Annotated in this window: 16 protein-coding genes and 1 tRNA gene; 6 read left to right on the top strand and 11 right to left on the bottom strand. The window is 61.7% G+C overall.

All coding sequences use genetic code 11. From position 1 onward, the window contains the following. Window positions 1–126: 126 nt before the first annotated feature. A complete protein-coding gene (locus ACWF6P_RS27940; RefSeq protein WP_285236466.1) occupies window positions 127–258 on the bottom strand; it encodes a hypothetical protein in 132 nt (43 codons plus the stop codon). A gap of 272 nt (window positions 259–530) precedes the next feature. Between ACWF6P_RS27940 and ACWF6P_RS27935 the strand changes: the two genes are divergently transcribed. Then, window positions 531–1,652 (top strand): winged helix DNA-binding domain-containing protein, encoded by a 1,122-nt coding sequence (locus ACWF6P_RS27935; RefSeq protein WP_452623217.1) that lies wholly within the window; start codon window positions 531–533, stop codon window positions 1,650–1,652. Window positions 1,653–1,766: 114 nt separating this feature from the next. Beyond that, window positions 1,767–3,464, top strand: a complete 1,698-nt coding sequence (locus tag ACWF6P_RS27930; protein ID WP_452623216.1) for a fumarate hydratase — start codon at window positions 1,767–1,769, stop codon at window positions 3,462–3,464. Between the two features lie 61 nt (window positions 3,465–3,525). Here ACWF6P_RS27930 and ACWF6P_RS27925 read toward each other — a convergent pair whose 3' ends face one another. The 7 genes from ACWF6P_RS27925 to ACWF6P_RS27895 all read right to left on the bottom strand — a co-directional run bounded on the left by ACWF6P_RS27925 (window position 3,526) and on the right by ACWF6P_RS27895 (window position 8,181). Then, window positions 3,526–3,876: a hypothetical protein gene (locus tag ACWF6P_RS27925; RefSeq protein WP_192712331.1), complete on the bottom strand. Its 351-nt coding sequence runs from the start codon at window positions 3,874–3,876 to the stop codon at window positions 3,526–3,528. A 53-nt stretch (window positions 3,877–3,929) separates the two neighbouring features. Then, entirely contained in the window at window positions 3,930–4,493 is a 564-nt protein-coding gene (locus tag ACWF6P_RS27920; RefSeq protein ID WP_452623215.1) for a mismatch-specific DNA-glycosylase, read from the bottom strand. 20 nt (window positions 4,494–4,513) lie between these two features. Then, window positions 4,514–5,842: a WS/DGAT domain-containing protein gene (locus ACWF6P_RS27915; protein ID WP_452623214.1), complete on the bottom strand. Its 1,329-nt coding sequence runs from the start codon at window positions 5,840–5,842 to the stop codon at window positions 4,514–4,516. Window positions 5,843–5,874: 32 nt separating this feature from the next. Beyond that, window positions 5,875–6,351, bottom strand: a complete 477-nt coding sequence (locus ACWF6P_RS27910; protein ID WP_452623213.1) for an SRPBCC family protein — start codon at window positions 6,349–6,351, stop codon at window positions 5,875–5,877. A gap of 75 nt (window positions 6,352–6,426) precedes the next feature. Then, window positions 6,427–6,792, bottom strand: a complete 366-nt coding sequence (locus tag ACWF6P_RS27905; RefSeq protein WP_452623212.1) for a VOC family protein — start codon at window positions 6,790–6,792, stop codon at window positions 6,427–6,429. After that, window positions 6,789–7,175: a phage holin family protein gene (locus ACWF6P_RS27900; protein ID WP_003945275.1), complete on the bottom strand. Its 387-nt coding sequence runs from the start codon at window positions 7,173–7,175 to the stop codon at window positions 6,789–6,791. Before ACWF6P_RS27900 ends, ACWF6P_RS27905 begins: the two co-directional genes overlap by 4 nt. 40 nt (window positions 7,176–7,215) lie before the next feature. Continuing rightward, a complete protein-coding gene (locus tag ACWF6P_RS27895; RefSeq protein WP_452623211.1) occupies window positions 7,216–8,181 on the bottom strand; it encodes an L-lactate dehydrogenase in 966 nt (321 codons plus the stop codon). A gap of 107 nt (window positions 8,182–8,288) precedes the next feature. Here ACWF6P_RS27895 and ACWF6P_RS27890 point away from each other — a divergent pair, with 107 nt between their 5' ends. Next, entirely contained in the window at window positions 8,289–9,131 is an 843-nt protein-coding gene (locus tag ACWF6P_RS27890) for a PE-PPE domain-containing protein (RefSeq protein WP_452623210.1), read from the top strand. A gap of 62 nt (window positions 9,132–9,193) precedes the next feature. Beyond that, on the top strand, window positions 9,194–10,291 hold the full coding sequence (locus ACWF6P_RS27885; RefSeq protein WP_452623209.1) for a glycerophosphodiester phosphodiesterase family protein: 1,098 nt from the start codon (window positions 9,194–9,196) through the stop codon (window positions 10,289–10,291). Window positions 10,292–10,591: 300 nt separating this feature from the next. Here the strand turns inward: ACWF6P_RS27885 and ACWF6P_RS27880 are convergent. Further along, window positions 10,592–10,664, bottom strand: a tRNA-His gene (locus ACWF6P_RS27880). A 188-nt stretch (window positions 10,665–10,852) separates the two neighbouring features. On the opposite strand from ACWF6P_RS27880, the gene ACWF6P_RS27875 reads away from it, so the two are divergent. Continuing rightward, window positions 10,853–11,824 (top strand): pseudouridine synthase, encoded by a 972-nt coding sequence (locus ACWF6P_RS27875; RefSeq protein ID WP_452623208.1) that lies wholly within the window; start codon window positions 10,853–10,855, stop codon window positions 11,822–11,824. 84 nt (window positions 11,825–11,908) lie between these two features. Here the strand turns inward: ACWF6P_RS27875 and ychF are convergent, their stop codons facing one another. Both ychF and ACWF6P_RS27865 read right to left on the bottom strand, forming a co-directional pair. After that, the gene (ychF, locus tag ACWF6P_RS27870; protein ID WP_452623207.1) at window positions 11,909–12,988 is read right to left on the bottom strand and encodes a redox-regulated ATPase YchF; all 1,080 of its coding nucleotides are present in this window, start codon (window positions 12,986–12,988) and stop codon (window positions 11,909–11,911) included. 70 nt (window positions 12,989–13,058) lie between these two features. Continuing rightward, entirely contained in the window at window positions 13,059–13,592 is a 534-nt protein-coding gene (locus tag ACWF6P_RS27865; RefSeq protein WP_452623206.1) for a CD225/dispanin family protein, read from the bottom strand. A 92-nt stretch (window positions 13,593–13,684) separates the two neighbouring features. On the opposite strand from ACWF6P_RS27865, the gene ACWF6P_RS27860 reads away from it, so the two are divergent. Beyond that, window positions 13,685–15,262 (top strand): FMN-binding glutamate synthase family protein, encoded by a 1,578-nt coding sequence (locus tag ACWF6P_RS27860; protein WP_452623247.1) that lies wholly within the window; start codon window positions 13,685–13,687, stop codon window positions 15,260–15,262. Window position 15,263: the final 1 nt, after the last annotated feature.

Here is a 15,263-nt window from a genome sequence, read left to right as displayed (position 1 = left end):
TTGTTGACGGCCGTGATGACGTTCCCCACGATTTCGAAGGATCCCATGAAAACTCCTACAGTTGTTTAGGTCTCGGTAACCCGAGCGGAAGTTTGTGGTCGAACAGTCCGATTCCGGCGGGCGGGATCAGAGGAGCGGCTTGAGGCTGCCCGTGTTCGTCTGAACCGAACCGATGAAGGTTTCGAACAACTGGTCGCCGGCACCGAGCGAGCCAATGCCCTTGAGTGCAAGTTCGACGATCGACATCAGTGAACCCATGTGAATCTCCTAGAGAAGTCAGAGGTCAGCTGCCAAAAAGCACCCGACAGTGCTGTGACAGCTGCGTCACATCTGTAATGTATCCGTGACGTGGGTAACAGTAATCATACGAACGACCAGTTGGCAAAGGATTCCGACAATGGGGTCATTATTTCGACTAATAAGGTCTGCTACTGAAAAAATTCCGGCCAATCGGTCGAATCTGACCGATTCTGTCGCCGTATTGATCAACCGCCCCAAATCCTGCGGTTACCCACCAGTAAACTGAAATCATGTCTAGCGCAGCGTCACTCACGCAGGTAGCTAATTTCCGGTGGCACCGTCATCAACTCGACAGGCCACATTCCGGTGACGCCGATCACAACGATTGCGACATTCTCGACCTCGGGATTCAGAACACCGGACCTGACGGCGCCGCGTGGGCACTGCGGATCCGCGGCATGCGCGTCGACGCCACTGACCTCGCTCTTGCCTGGACGTTGCGCGGAGCTCCCCACTACTACCGTCGTCGCGATCTGCCTGCTGTCGCTGTCGCCACGTCGCCGTTCAGTGAAGCCGATGCAGCCACACGCATTTACGACGCGAACCGGCCGCTGAAGGCCGCCGGCATCCCGACGCTGACTGCCCTGCAAACAGTTGCTACTGCGATGCGGGACATCGTCTCGAAACCAACCGTCAAGGGCGAGATGTCCGCGCAATTGACCACGCGAGTGACCGAGCCCTTTTTGCGATTCTGCCGACCGTGCAACGCCACTCATCTGTACGAGATGCCGTTCCGGCTCGCGGCGCTTCAGGCGGGCCTCGAACTGCAGCCGGGCACATCTCCCCCAGTGCTCGAACGCATTCCGGGTTGGCGTCGACCCCCGTACACAGCCTCAGGTTCTGACGCCGATCCCCGCTTCGACGTGATTCGCGGGTATCTGCGCTTCTACGGACCCGCCACTCCTGCTCACATCGCGTCGTTTCTCGATGCTCAGGTCAAGGACGTCAAAGCCCACTGGCCCACCGACGCCGAGGAGGTCGAGGTGAACGGCGAGAAGCGGTGGATTCTCGAACAGGACCGCGAAGCCTTGCTCGGCTCCCCCACCGATTCGAGTACGCGCCTGCTCGGGCCTTTCGATCCGTATGTACAGCTCAAGGATCGGGAGACCCTCGTTCCCGACCCGGCCGCACAGAAGACGGTATGGCCGACCCTCGGGCGACCGGGCACCGTGATGGTCGGCGGCGCGATCACCGGACTGTGGCGCCCGCGAACGTCCGGAAAGAAGCTGAAGGTCGCGATCACCCCGTGGGGAACGTGGTCACGATCAGCCCGCGAAGCAGTGACCGAGCAGGCCGAAATACTTGCCGAATTTCGTGGAGTCGAACTCTCCGAACTGGTCGAAGCATCTTGATCGAGCCAGTGAGGTCCGGATAATTCCAGCTCACACCCGCCCCGATTCAGAGAAGGAAACCCCCAACGATAACCTGAATGCGACCTTCGCACGCACCCTTGTTCAGGAGAGATGATGGCCGACTTCCTCTATGAGGACCTGTTGCCGATCGGTGATGACACCACCGAATACCGATTGCTCACCACCGAAGGGGTGTCGACAGTCGAGGGACCGGACGGCCGCACCTTCCTGCAGGTCGAGCCGGAGGCGATGCGTCTGCTGACCGAAACGGCGCTGCACGACATCTCTCACTACCTGCGCACGGATCACCTGACGCAGCTGGCGAGCATCCTCGACGATCCCGAAGCGTCGAACAACGACAAGTTCGTAGCGCTCGATCTTCTCAAGAACGCCAACATCGCCGCTGCCGGTGTTCTGCCGATGTGCCAAGACACCGGAACCGCCATCGTCATGGGCAAGCGCGGGCAGCACGTGCTCACCCCCGGCGACGACGAGAAGGCCATTGCCCGCGGTGTCTACGACGCCTACACGCGCCTGAACCTGCGCTACTCGCAGAACGCGCCCATCACGATGTGGGACGAGAAGAACACGGGCAACAACCTGCCCGCGCAGATCGAGCTGTACGCCGATACTGCTGCCGGACACGAGAACTCGTACAAGTTCCTCTTCATGGCCAAGGGCGGCGGAAGCGCCAACAAGTCCTACCTGTACCAGGAAACCAAAGCGATCCTGAACCCCGACTCGATGATGCAGTTCCTCGAGGCGAAGATCCGCTCACTCGGCACCGCAGCCTGCCCGCCGTACCACCTTGCAATCGTCGTCGGCGGTACCTCGGCCGAGTTCGCGATGAAGACGGCGAAGTACGCGTCGGCGCACTACCTCGACGAATTGCCCACCGAAGGCGCCATCACGGGTCGCGGCTTCCGCGATCACGAGCTCGAGAAGAAGGTCTTCGAGCTCACGCAGAAGATCGGTATCGGAGCACAGTTCGGCGGCAAGTACTTCTGCCACGACGTCCGCGTCGTCCGACTCCCCCGCCACGGCGCTTCGTTGCCCGTCGCCATTGCGGTGTCCTGCTCGGCAGATCGACAGGCGAAGGCCAAGATCACCCCGGAGGGCGTGTTCCTGGAACAGCTCGAATTCAACCCGGGCCGTTTCTTGCCCGAGGTCACGGACGCTCAGCTCGACGAAGAGACCGATGGCATTTCGGGTACCGGCAAGGGTGCTGCGGTCAAGATCGATCTGACCAGGCCCATGTCGGAGATCCTCGCCGAGCTCTCCAAGCACCCGGTGAAGACTCGTCTCTCCTTGACCGGTCCGCTCGTCGTGGCACGCGACATCGCGCACGCCAAGATCAAGGAACGCCTCGACGCAGGCGAAGAGATGCCGCAGTACCTCAAGGATCACCCGGTGTACTACGCCGGCCCCGCCAAGACGCCCGACGGCATGGCGTCCGGTTCGTTCGGCCCGACCACGGCCGGCCGTATGGACTCGTACGTCGAGCAGTTCCAGGCCGCCGGTGGCTCGATGATCATGCTGGCCAAGGGAAACCGTTCCAAGCAGGTCACCGACGCCTGCAACTCGCACGGCGGTTTCTACCTCGGGTCGATCGGTGGACCCGCGGCTCGTCTGGCCCTCGACTGCATCAAGAAGGTCGACATCCTCGAGTACGCCGAACTGGGTATGGAAGCCGTCTGGAAGATCGACGTCGAGGACTTCCCCGCCTTCATCGTCGTCGACGACAAGGGCAACGACTTCTTTGCGCACACCGGTGAAGTAACCCTGACGATCGGCAAGCGTCCAGGTCTGTAGACACGTCAACAGCAAAGAGCCCCGGCGGGTTTCGATCGCCGGGGCTCTTCTTCGTGTTTGGTCAGGTCCAGAGCGCAGCCACGAAAACGGTCACGATCGACAACCCGCCGACGACGTGTACCAGATTCGGATTGGGTTGATCCTTCTTCTGCTTCGCCCGGGTGATCTCGGCAAGCGCCACGATGACCAGTGAAAGTACAAGTTTCACAGCGATCTTCGCATGAATGTAGTTCTTGTCCAGGGCGCCTTCGCCCAACCCGACGATGATCAGGCCGGACACGAACTGCATCCTGGCACCCCACACCATGACCTCGGTGATCGAGGGAGCCTTGAGGACGGTGAAGTAGCTACCGACCAGGGCAGCCATACCGAGTAGATGAATCACTACAAAGATGTTGTAAAGAACAGACATACGGCCACTCTATCCCGTACTTCGTTCCAGGCGAACGGAACTGAGAGTTCTTGTCAGACAATTCCGGCTTCAGCTGCAGCAGAACGGTATTTGGCGGCCAGGGTCTCCACAGTCTCGTGTGCATTGAGACCGCTGGGATTGGGCACAATCCACAGTGCTGCCCCCTCGAAAGCCTGATCCTGCCGCCCCGCCTTGGCTCGTTTGTCACCGAAAGCAGTGCGATAGGCGGTGATTCCGGCAAAGGCAACCACTTTCGGTTTTGTCGCACGCACAACCACCCGCACCCGCAGTCCCCCGGCAGCAAGTTCCTCCGCCGTCAACTCGTCGGCTCTGGCCGTAGCGCGTACCGCCAAATTGGTGATACCCACTCCCCGATCGATCAGGTGCTGTGCGTCAGCGTCCGACATACCCGCGGAAGGATCGATCGCATGCTCGATGATGCCTGCCCGCAGCAGTGCCGGATAGAACCGATTGCCCGGCCTGGCGAAATGCGCGCCGGTCGCCGCCGTCCACAGTCCCGGATTGATACCGACGAACAACAGCCGACAATCGGGCCCGATCAGATCCTCGATCTCGGCGTCTCGGAACGATTCCAGTTCGGCGCGCGTGAATCCCATGCTGCCAGTACATCAGGCCGTCACGACAGCGCCTCGCGCACCTCGTCGATTGCGTCGTGCATCATCTGCTCGTACACATCGATGTCGGGAATCGAGGCCGGACTGCTGGTGATGCTGATCGTCACCGTGTCCCCGATCCCGTGTACGCCGTGGGTCAACGACATGACCGGCGACAAACTCGGGAAGCCCGCTGTGAACCGAACGACGCCGCCTCCGAGCACCAGATCCGCATCACCGCGCGCGACACTCGACACGACGGTGTTTCCGGTGACCTCGTCGGGCACTGCCGTGAAATCGTATTGCTGCACTCCCCAGCGGACGAGCGGTCCGGGAACCGCGTTCAGCGCGAGATCCGAAGCTGCACTGGATGGATGGGACGCACGTGCGCGGCGCTCGTCCATCGACTCCTTGATCCGTTGGGCTCGCTCACGGAGGTCGCCGACATCTGGGAACAGTCCGACACCCGCATTGCGGAAGTGGTTGCGCGCCGTGGGTGTACCAGCTTTGGCGATGGTCACCTCAGCTCCCAATTCGGGCGGCACCGAGCCGTCTCGTTCGGTGAGGAAGTTCGCCATCGCCACCGAGATCGCGGTCATCGCTCCGACTGTGACGGACACCCCGTTGCCGCGGAAATCTGCACTGTCCCGTACCACCATGCGGACCAGTCGGTGAGGTCCGGGAGGGATGTTGGAGCGCACCTTGGGACGGCTTGCCGCTTGCGGCGCAACAACTCCCGATTTGGTATCCGCCTGCAGTTGCAACTGCGCTTTGTGCCCCGCTCGGCCGTCGCGGAACAACGAGACAAGCTGACCTGGCAGGCGCAGGGCGGCGCGGCCCAGAATCTCGGCTGATCCACTGCGTCGCTCGTCCGTCTTCTGCTTTGCGGGCGGTTGCGGCGAGAACAGCTGGCGAGCAATCGCCGACGCCCGTTTGCCGTCGGCCAAGGAATGAGCGACCTGCAGAACTGCGATCAGCGCCGGGCCGCTACAACGCGGCGCGCCGGTGACGCCGTGAAACAGGTGCAGCGTCCACGGCGACTCGCGTGGGTCGACGTGGTTTTCAAGTAGCTTCTCGATGCCGTGAATGCACGAGAGCCACGAGTTTTCGGGCAGCTCATGCACTCTCACCAACGAGGAATCGACCGGCATTGGCTCCCAGAGCGGATAGTCGAGGTGCCACGGTGATTCGCGTATCCGAACATTGAGATCCGGGATGAGCGACGCGCTTTCCACCACCGAGCGTCGTAGCTCGTCCATGGACTGGCTCTGCCCGTCGAAGCAGTAAAGCAGCAGCTGATCGTTGGGGATCTTCTCCGAAATCCAGAAGGTTTGGGCGTCGGTGGGCGTCATCCGTAACACCGGGAGACGGTACCACCGGCTCGTCAGCCCTTTTCTGCAGCAGCTTTCAGCTGGGACAGGCCCTTCTCGAAATCCTTTCCGACAAGCTTGTCCATGCTGAAGATGAAACCGAAGATCTTGAAGAACAGATTCTTCTTTCCGGTCATCTTCCACGTCACCTGAACTTCACCGGAATTCGGCGAGATGAGAAACGTGGTGACGTTCTGCGCCTTGAACGGCTTGAGGAAGGCCAGGTCCAAAACTACTCGTTCATTCGGGACGGATTCGGTGATCACCATCGAACCGGAGCCCGCCTTCTTGTTTCCCGCCCAGGCGTACGAAGCCCCGACGCCCGCGTCAGGACCCGCGTACGTGCGCTGCATCGCCGGGTCGAGACCTTCCCACGGCGACCACTGAGTCCACTGATGGAAATCGTTGATCAATGCAAAGACGACCGATGCTTCTGCCTTGACGATCGTCGTACGTTCTACCAGGAATTCGTCGGAATTCTGCGAAGCCATCGTCGATCTCCAATTCTCGGGCGTGACAAGTGTTCGGAATTATCCACGGTCGACGAGATCGGGGCGAGTCGACACTCAGTCCCGCAGGCACAGGCAGAAATAGTGACCGACCGGGTCGCGGTAGACGCGGAAAGTCTGATGCTCCGGGATGCCGGTCACCCGCTGCGCACCCAGGCCGATCACCCAAGCCTCCGCCGGGTCGAGAGAATCCACGAGCAGATCCAGATGGATCCCGACGCCGGACGTCGGCCAGTTCACCGGAACAAAATCCGGAGCGAGCTGAAACGCGAGTCGCTCCCCGCCGGGCCCTTCGATCACGTGCCAATCATCCTCGTCGCGAACACTTTTCCACTCGAGGACCTGGACGTAGAAGTTGGCCAATGCAGCCGGATCCGGGCAGTCCAGGACTGTGTAGTCCATACCGATGTTCGGGCGCGTCACTGTGCCTTCTTCTCCTGAACTTTCTTACGCACGAACAACAACGGAAGAACCAGCGTCGCAACTGCGGTTACCAGCCACACGACGACGGTTCCCAGAATCCACGTCGAGACACCGGAAATCGACAGATTGGAGAAGAGCGACGCCACCAACAGAGCGACGAATGTCGACACCAATCCGATTCCGCCGAGAAATGCCGGTGCATGTCGCTTTGCCACCGTCGCGATGAACGGTGCCAGGACCGACTGCGCAATCGCAAAGATCACGACGGCAACGATGAATCCGGATGTAGGCGCCGAGAAGCCCGAAAGAATCAACGACGCAACAAGAAGCCCGACAGCGGCAGAACCCAGGAAGATCGCGGCGCGAATCAGGAAGCTGATCATTTGTTGATCCTATATGTCGGATATCGAGGACAACAGATATTCACAATCCCAGAGATTGCTGCACCTCTTGCAAAGTACGGGCAGAGGATCGGAGCCCCGAAGCCTCCTTTTCTGAAAGCGGTACCTCGAGGACTCGACCGGCACCCGCGCGACCGACCATCGTGGGTAGCGACAGGCAAACGTGCTCGAGTCCGTGGACGCCGGTCTGCAAAGTCGATACCGGCAGCACCCGTTGTTCGTCCCGCAACACGACTTCTACGATGAACGCGCTCGACAATCCGATGGCGAGGTTGGTGGCACCCTTACCCTCGATGATCTCGTAAGCACTCTCGACCACCGACTTCGCGACATTCGCCCGTAGGTCCGGGCCGAGTATGCCGCCCGACGGTCCCACGAACGAGGTTGCCGGCACTCCACCGATGGTCGCGCTCGACCAGAGCGGAATCTCGGAGTCCCCGTGCTCGCCGACGATGAAGGCGTGGACGTTCTCGACCGCGACTCCGAGTTCGGTGGCCATCAGGAATCGCAATCGGGCCGTGTCCAGCACCGTTCCCGATCCGAAGATTCGGCCCCCGTACGACGGTCCCGCGGCCTGGATCGCTGCGTAGGTCGCCACGTCGACCGGGTTGGTGACGAAGAGAAGAACCGCGTCCGGCGACACCGCCAACAGTTGTTCGGTCAGTGTCTGCGCGATCTTGACGTTCACCGCGGCAAGTTCGAGACGCGACTGACCGGGATGCTGTTTGGCGCCCGCGGTGACGACGACCAAGTCGGATCCCGCGGTGACCGAGATGTCGTCGCCTCCCTCGACCGTGCACGGCGGTGTGAACTGGGTGCCGTGGTTGAGATCGAGAACTTCGGCCCGGACCTTTGCGCTGTTGGTGTCGTAGAGGGCGAGCGCGTCGGCCGATCCGCGTATCAGGCACGCATACGCAATTGCGGTGCCGACGCTTCCCGCACCGACCACGGACACTTTTCGTCTGGATGAACGATTCGGCGTCGTCATGGGTAAATGGTGCTCGCTCTATAACGATTTCGCAGCACAACGGATTGCCAGTCTCTTCTCAGGGTTTGGATGCAGACCTCTCAGAATCGACGTGGATGATCGCTGACATGGCTGAGGTAACCGTTCTTGCAGTTGGCGGCACCGGCGAATCCCACGTCGGCGACCACGGCGCGCGTGTGCTCGGACTCCTCAGCGCCGTCACCGACAAACTCGACAGTCGATTCGATTCTCGTTGGGTCGCTTATCCTGCGTCGTATGGTCCGGTCGCCGACGGCGGCCTGAGCTTTCGGCACAGCACCGCGATGGGTGTGAAGGCCCTCACCGCCGAAATCGCGCAGACAGACGGCCCCGTGATGCTGATCGGATACTCACAGGGATGCACCGTGATCCGCTCGGCTCTTCCGACGCTGAACGGCGCCAACATCATCGGAGTCGGACTGATCTCCGATCCTCAACAACCGGCCGGCGTGATCGAAGGTTGTGAGGGACACGGAGTTGCCGGCGACGGACCCGAAGTCCAGCCGTGGATTCCGGTCAAGTGGATCGGGCACCCACAGGACATGATCTGTAATGCCAGCGACGACAGCTACATTCGCGACATCGCAGACTTGACGCGCTGGATGTCCTTCTCCCAGGCGCGGGTGTGGGTACGCAAGGTGTGGGAACTCCTTCGTAGCAATGCCTTCCAGAATGCGCAGAAGACTCGTTTCAGCCCCAAGCAGTGGCGTACCGATCTACGACGCATTCGCACCGCGTTCCTCGAAGTGCTCGGCTATCTGCCGACGAAGTTGAACCTGAACCGCTTTCAGCTGAAGAACCCTCGCGGCGGTAGGCACATCAGCTACGCGATCGAACCTCTCGACGCCAGTGGACTGACCGGGTGTGAGCTTCTGGCGTCGTGGATGAAGGTCCAAGCGAGCGGAGTCGAGCAGCGCATTCACGCGGCCTGACCTTTACCGTTAGTTTACCTAACGAACCCCGTTGAGCCATTCGACGCCTCTACGTTCCTTTCATGCAACTGAGCAGAATATTGTCGTGCGCCGCCGTGACCGTCGCACTCCCCCTCGTCGCGCTGGCGACCCCGGCCTCGGCATCGCCAACCGGCAGTCTCGACTGGTCCGGTTCGTTCGGTAGTTCAGCGCCCCAGCCGGTTTCGACGTTCGACGTCCAAGCCCACCGCGGCGGACTCGGCCTGTACACGGAGAGCAGCCTGGCTGCGTTCGCCAATGCCCTCGAAATGGGCGTCAGCACACTGGAACTCGATACCCAGATCACCGAGGACGGAATCGCTGTCGTCACACACGATCGGAAGATCTCGAACAAGAAATGCCTCGACACCGAGCCGGCCACTACCGGCGACCCGGAGTTCCCGTACGTCGGCAAATTCGTCAACACGCTGAGCCTGCAGCAGATCAAGACCATGGACTGCGGCACTCTCCCCCTTGCCGGATACCCTGAGCAGCAGAATGTTCCGGGAGCGAAAATGCAGACGCTCGAAGAAGTGCTCGCCCTGGTGAAGTCGTACAACGCACCCGGAATCAAGCTCAACATCGAGACCAAGGTGGAAGCGGGAGCACCTCACGAGACCGCCCCGCGTGAGCAGTTCGTCTCTGTTGTTCTCGACACGATCCGGGCAGCCGGATTGTTGGACAGCGTCACCATTCAGAGCTTCGACTGGGGCTCACTCATGCTCACCCGTCAACTCGCACCGAATCTCCCCGTTGTTGCGCTCACTAACGGCGACTTTCTCCAGGTAGGCAAGGACGGAGCGTCACCGTGGCTCGGCGGCCTGGACATCGATGATTTCGGTGGCGACGGCATCGCGGCGGTAGCAACCTTCGGTGCCTCCGCCTACTCCCCCGTCCAAGGAACTCCGCAGGGTGGAAAGGTCGGGGATCCCGGTTTCACCCTCTATCCGACAGCCGACATGATCGCGAGCGCACATGCGCGTGGCGTGAAGGTCATCCCGTGGACCGTCGATGATCCCGCCACCATGCACGCCCTCATCGACCTCGGGGTCGACGGAATCATCACCGATTACCCCGACCGTCTCCGCACCGTCCTGACCGAGCGCGGTATGCCGCTACCTGCGCCTGCGGTCAAGAAGTAGCCTCCACCGCGCGCCGAAGCAGGTACCTAAACAGGTACTACGGCCGATGTCCCCGGGGTCCCGTCGGCCGCATCCTGGACAGGTACTTGCTCGGGTGATCGGAGGTGAATTCTGATGATGTCTTTGAAAGATCAGTTGGACAACTGCGAATACCTACTTGCCGACGCGGAAATGGCGGGTGACTGGAATGCTGTTCGGCGATTCAGGGAATACCGACTGAGGCTCGTTCGACAACTCTGCAGGCAAAGGGCTGCCGGTCTCTGCGCCTAGAGGCCCGACCTCAGCCGTATCTGAACTGAGTCCCTCTGGGCGGTTACGATCCGCCGTCGCCCGAGTCACAGTCGGGTGCTCTCACCAATTGAGCTACAGAAGGTATGGACCGCAGCGCTTTTCGACTGCGGTCTTTTGCCTCCCGAACCATACGGACCCGCCAGTCGTCCGCGCTACTGATTTTCGACTCGACGATCTAGGCCGACCACCGCTGCGAGTTCGGTTCCGCGTCCCCGCGGGGACGTCTCCGTAGAGGCCACGCCGAATCACCGCTGACCAGCGGTCGATGGGATGATGACCTGCGTGTCCATGTCCCCACCGCTGCCCGTCAAGAACGGGGTAGGCCCGACGCGCCTACGCATCCCGCCCTCTGGGCCGTGGGCGACAATCGCCGAGTACGTCGTGGCCAAGTTCGACCATCTGGACGCCGAAAACCTGTATCGGCGGTTCGACGACGGCGAGTTCGTGGGAATCGACGGCACCTCGATCCGCCGGAGCACAGAACTCAGCGCGCACCGGTTCGTCTGGTACTACCGCGAGTTACCGGCAGAGGATCCGGTGCCGTTCCACGAGGAGATCCTGCACACCGACGACGACCTCGTCGTCATCGACAAACCACATTTTCTCCCGACCACCCCCAGCGGGCGCTACCTGCGCGAGTCGGCGCTCGTCCGCCTACGGGTCCGCCTCGACAACCCCGATCTGACCCCGATCCATCGGCTCGACCGCGGCACCGCGGGCGTGGTGATGTTCTCGGCTCGCCCCGCGACGCGCGGCGCGTACCAGTCTTTGTTCGAGAAGCGTCAGGTCACGAAGGTCTACGAGGCGGTGTCGGCGCGACCGCCCCGGTGGGGCCAGGATGCATCGGGGTTCGCCGAATCCGACGGTCCCCTCGTCTACCGCAACCACATCGAAGCTCGACGCGGCGAGTTGCGGGTCCTCGTCGACGACAGCCGTGAACCTAACTCCGAGACCATGATCGAGGCGCGAGGGACGGGCGTGAGTGCCTCCGGACGTGCTGTGCTGCACACGGTTCTACGTCCACACTCCGGACGGATGCACCAGTTGCGGGTGCATTTGGCAGCTCTCGGCGCAGGGATCCTGGGCGACCGGCGATACCCCGACCTGCTTCCCGACGCCCCGGACGATCATTCCCTCCCACTCCAATTGCTCGCGAGGGAACTCGAATTCACCGACCCGTTGTCGGGGAGAGCGCGGCGGTTTGTCACACGTCGGACGCTCAGCGAGATGCCAGTGGGGTGAGGACCAGAAGCCGCAGGGCGATTATGCAGCCGCGAGGGTAGTTATCGCTGCGGCTGCACAATCGCCCTGCGGCTGTACGGCGGATTAGACGTTGAAGCGGAACTCCACCACATCGCCGTCGGCCATGACGTATTCCTTGCCCTCCATGCGGACCTTGCCGGCAGCCTTGGCCGCGGCCATGGAACCCGCCTCGATGAGGTCGTCGAAGGACACGATTTCAGCCTTGATGAAGCCACGCTCGAAGTCGGTGTGAATGACGCCCGCAGCCTGGGGCGCGGTGTCACCCTTGTGGATGGTCCAGGCGCGAGCTTCCTTCGGACCAGCCGTCAGGTAGGTCTGCAGCCCGAGGGTGTGGAAGCCGGTGCGCGCGAGGGCGTGCAGGCCGGGCTCGGTCTGACCGATCGAGTCGAGCATTTCCTGGCGATCTTCCTCGTCCAGCTCGAGGAGTTCCTGCTCGACCTTCGCGTCGAGGAACACGGCGTCGGCCGGGGCGACGGAAGCGCGCAATTCCGCAACCTTCGCTGCGTCGGTGAGCACCGACTCGTCGGCGTTGAAGACGTACAGGAAAGGCTTGGTGGTGAGCAGGCTCAGCTCGCGCAGCAACGAGAAGTCGAGCTTGTCCTTGACGCTGAAGAGCGTCGTGCCCTCGTTGAGGAATGCCTGAGCCTTGAGTGCCTCGTCGTGGGCCGGCTTGAGCTCCTTGTTCTTGCGAGCTTCCTTGTCCAGACGCGGGAGAGCCTTCTCGAGAGTCTGCATGTCGGCGATCACGAGCTCGGTCTCGATGACCTCGATGTCCGAGGCCGGGTCGACCTTGCCGTCGACGTGGATGACGTCGTCGTCGGCGAAGACGCGCACTACCTGGCAGATGGCGTCAGCTTCACGGATGTTGGCCAGGAACTTGTTACCCAGGCCTGCGCCCTCGGATGCACCCTTGACGATTCCGGCGATGTCGACGAACGACACGGTCGCGGGGAGGATGCGCTCGGAGCCGAAGATCTCGGCGAGCTTCTGCAGCCGCGGATCGGGCAGCTCGACCAGGCCGACGTTGGGTTCGATGGTCGCGAACGGGTAGTTCGCTGCCAACACGTCGTTGTTGGTCAGTGCATTGAAAAGGGTGGACTTGCCGACGTTGGGCAGTCCGACGATTCCGAGGGTAAGGCTCACGGTCTGTGGATTCTACGGCCTCGCGGCGACGTGACGGGTACTCGCCCCACCGTCACGTCGCGGCAGGTGATCAGTTGTAGGTATACGAATCGACGGACGACACGATCGCAACCAGGAAGATGACGTAGAACGCGATGAACAGCACCCAGCAGATGACGGCTATGAGGAGCGAAATCTGCCCGAGCTTCTTCACCCGCTCGGACGCGTACTGCGCGCCCTGGTGATCGCCCATCGCCCACTTCGGGTAGATGTCGTGCAGGTGGTTGAACGCGGCGAACGCGATAGGCCAGAAGAAGATGATCGACGCGACGGCCCATCCCGCGTTGGACTTCGGCGGACCGTACTGGGGCGCCGCGTACGTGGGAGCGGCGCTGTACTGCTGGGTCGCGCTGTACTGCTGACCGGTCGGATACTGCTGTCCGGCTGAGTACTGCGGGTCGGTCGGGTACTGCTGGCCCGGATACTCCTGGCCTGCTGAATACTCCTGGCCTGCTGAATACTCCTGGCCTGCTGAATATTGCTGCCCGGCTGAATACTGCTGGCCCGACGGATATTGCTGCTCCTTCGGATCCTGCGGGTCGGTCGGATATTGCGGTTCGGTCATCATTCCCCCAAAGAGTCGGATTCGGTTCTCTAACGCAGAACCTAGTGGAGACTTACCGCTGCCGTGTCACAGTGAGCGCCTACGCTCTCGAGGTGACTCGGATGCTGATCGTGCTCTTGATATGGATGGTGGGTCTCGGCTCTGCTGCCCTCGCAATTTTCGTCTCGCCCGGATGGTGGGTGATCGCTGTCGTCACTCTCGCGCTGGCGGCCATGGGCACCTACGACCTCACTCAGAGGTCCCACAGCATCCTCCGTAACTATCCGGTCTTGGGGCACGCGCGATTCCTGCTCGAGAAGATTCGACCGGAGATCCAACAATACTTCGTCGAATCATCCACCGACGGAATGCCATTCGATCGGGAAACGCGAGATCTGGTTTACGAGCGCGCCAAGGGGACACTGGCGGAAGAGCCCTTCGGAACCGAGCGTGACGTCAATGCGATCGGCTATGAGTTCATGACGCATTCGATTCGAGCACGGACTGCCCCCGACACGGTTCCGCGAGTTCGCCTCGGCGGACGCGATTGCACGAAGCCGTACGACATCGCTCTCCTGAACGTCTCCGCGATGAGCTTTGGATCGTTGTCCGCCAACGCAATCGAGGCCCTCAATGCCGGCGCCGCGAAAGGCGGCTTCGCCCACGACACCGGAGAGGGCGCGATCAGTCCGTATCACCGCAAACACGGTGGCGATCTGGTCTGGGAAATCGCCTCGGGATACTTCGGATGCCGAACCGAGGACGGCCGATTCGATCCTGACCGTTTTGCCGAGCGCGCCGGCTCCGATCAAGTGAAAGCAATTTCGGTCAAGCTCTCACAAGGTGCCAAACCCGGCTTGGGTGGCGTGCTTCCCGGAGTCAAGGTCTCCCCCGAAATCGCCGAAACCCGAGGGGTACCCGTCGGCCAGACCGTGATCTCACCACCCTCGCACACCGCGTTCAACTCCCCGGTCGAACTGGTCGATTTCATCGCGACCCTGCGAAAACTGTCGGGAGGCAAGCCGGTCGGGATGAAACTGTGTGTCGGCTCGCGTCGTGAATTCCTCGGCATCTGCAAAGCGATGATCGAGCGCGGCATCACGCCCGACTTCATCATCGTCGACGGTTCCGAAGGCGGCACCGGCGCAGGTCCGGTGGAGTTCGAGGACCACATGGGCATGCCGTTGACCGAGGGCCTGATGCTGGTGCACAACGCCTTGGTGGGAACTGGTCTGCGCCCCCTCGTGAAAGTCGGCGCCTCCGGAAAGGTGGCGAGCGGTTCCGACATCGTCAAACGCATCATCCAGGGCGCAGACTTCACGATGGCGGCTCGCGCAATGATGTTCGCAGTGGGCTGCATTCAGGCCCAGATGTGCCACACCAACCGCTGCCCGGTCGGCGTTGCCACTCAGGATCCGGCACGCACCCGCGCACTCGACATCCCCGACAAGAGCGAGCGCGTCTACCGCTTCCAGAAGGCAACTGTCGCCAGCGCTCAACAGATGATCGCGTCGATGGGCATCGATTCCTTCGACCAACTGCAACCGGGAATGCTCAACCGCCGCGTCGACGGTCTCACCACCCGAACCTATGCCGACCTGTTCGACTGGCTGATGCCGGGAGAACTGCTCGAGTCCCCGCCGCAGAGCTGGCTCACCGATTGGATCGACGCCGACGCTCACCGATTCTGAC

It is taken from the genome of Rhodococcus sp. NPDC055024 (assembly GCF_053608585.1).
Note: the sequence above shows the minus strand (reverse complement) of the source record. Positions and strands in the feature narration are given on the sequence as shown.

Coding starts and splice junctions, on each gene's coding strand:
- ACWF6P_RS27875 (WP_452623208.1), top strand. CDS start 10,853: ATGATGACCTGCGTGTCCATGTCCCCACCGCTGCCCGTCAAGAACGGG.
- ACWF6P_RS27910 (WP_452623213.1), bottom strand. CDS start 6,351: ATGGCTTCGCAGAATTCCGACGAATTCCTGGTAGAACGTACGACGATC.
- ACWF6P_RS27885 (WP_452623209.1), top strand. CDS start 9,194: ATGCAACTGAGCAGAATATTGTCGTGCGCCGCCGTGACCGTCGCACTC.
- ACWF6P_RS27935 (WP_452623217.1), top strand. CDS start 531: ATGTCTAGCGCAGCGTCACTCACGCAGGTAGCTAATTTCCGGTGGCAC.
- ACWF6P_RS27900 (WP_003945275.1), bottom strand. CDS start 7,175: ATGATCAGCTTCCTGATTCGCGCCGCGATCTTCCTGGGTTCTGCCGCT.
- ACWF6P_RS27895 (WP_452623211.1), bottom strand. CDS start 8,181: ATGACGACGCCGAATCGTTCATCCAGACGAAAAGTGTCCGTGGTCGGT.
- ACWF6P_RS27930 (WP_452623216.1), top strand. CDS start 1,767: ATGGCCGACTTCCTCTATGAGGACCTGTTGCCGATCGGTGATGACACC.
- ACWF6P_RS27890 (WP_452623210.1), top strand. CDS start 8,289: ATGGCTGAGGTAACCGTTCTTGCAGTTGGCGGCACCGGCGAATCCCAC.
- ACWF6P_RS27865 (WP_452623206.1), bottom strand. CDS start 13,592: ATGACCGAACCGCAATATCCGACCGACCCGCAGGATCCGAAGGAGCAG.
- ACWF6P_RS27920 (WP_452623215.1), bottom strand. CDS start 4,493: ATGGGATTCACGCGCGCCGAACTGGAATCGTTCCGAGACGCCGAGATC.
- ACWF6P_RS27940 (WP_285236466.1), bottom strand. CDS start 258: ATGGGTTCACTGATGTCGATCGTCGAACTTGCACTCAAGGGCATTGGC.
- ACWF6P_RS27915 (WP_452623214.1), bottom strand. CDS start 5,842: ATGACGCCCACCGACGCCCAAACCTTCTGGATTTCGGAGAAGATCCCC.
- ACWF6P_RS27925 (WP_192712331.1), bottom strand. CDS start 3,876: ATGTCTGTTCTTTACAACATCTTTGTAGTGATTCATCTACTCGGTATG.